The organism is Allotamlana fucoidanivorans (assembly GCF_006265225.1).
In the GTDB taxonomy this organism is placed as follows: domain Bacteria; phylum Bacteroidota; class Bacteroidia; order Flavobacteriales; family Flavobacteriaceae; genus Allotamlana; species Allotamlana fucoidanivorans.
This window is the reverse complement of sequence record NZ_VDCS01000067.1, coordinates 1-449: the sequence shown is the minus strand read 5'-3', so window position 1 is coordinate 449 and position 449 is coordinate 1. Positions and strand designations below refer to the sequence as shown.

General features: G+C 45.4%; 1 protein-coding gene. It reads right to left on the bottom strand.

The window, feature by feature from the left end; translation table 11 throughout:
- Window positions 1–449: HYR-like domain-containing protein (locus tag FGF67_RS17325; RefSeq protein ID WP_455423354.1), on the bottom strand; the 449-nt coding region annotated here is incomplete at both ends.

Genomic DNA, 449 nt, shown 5'->3' with positions numbered 1-449 from the left:
ATTTGGTCATAAGTTTCTGCATTCCCACAGGCATCGGTAATGGTATAAGTTCTGGTAACGACAATAGGACAGGTACCAGAGGCACTATCAGAGCTAGTTACTATTAAATCAGTATCATTGGTACAGGCATCCGCAATAGAAAGTCCGAGGGCTTCAAGAGCGGCTACGGTGTTAACTGGCGCTGTGGCATCAGTAGCTAGACATCCTTCCACGGTAGACTCAGCAATAGTTCCCGATATGGTAGGCGGGGTATCATCATCTACATTTATGATTTGGTCATAAGTTTCTGCATTCCCACAGGCATCGGTAATGGTATAAGTTCTGGTAACGACAATAGGACAGGTACCAGAGGCACTATCAGAGCTAGTTACTATTAAATCAGTATCATTGGTACAGGCATCCGCAATAGAAAGTCCGAGGGCTTCAAGAGCGGCTACGGTGTTAACTGG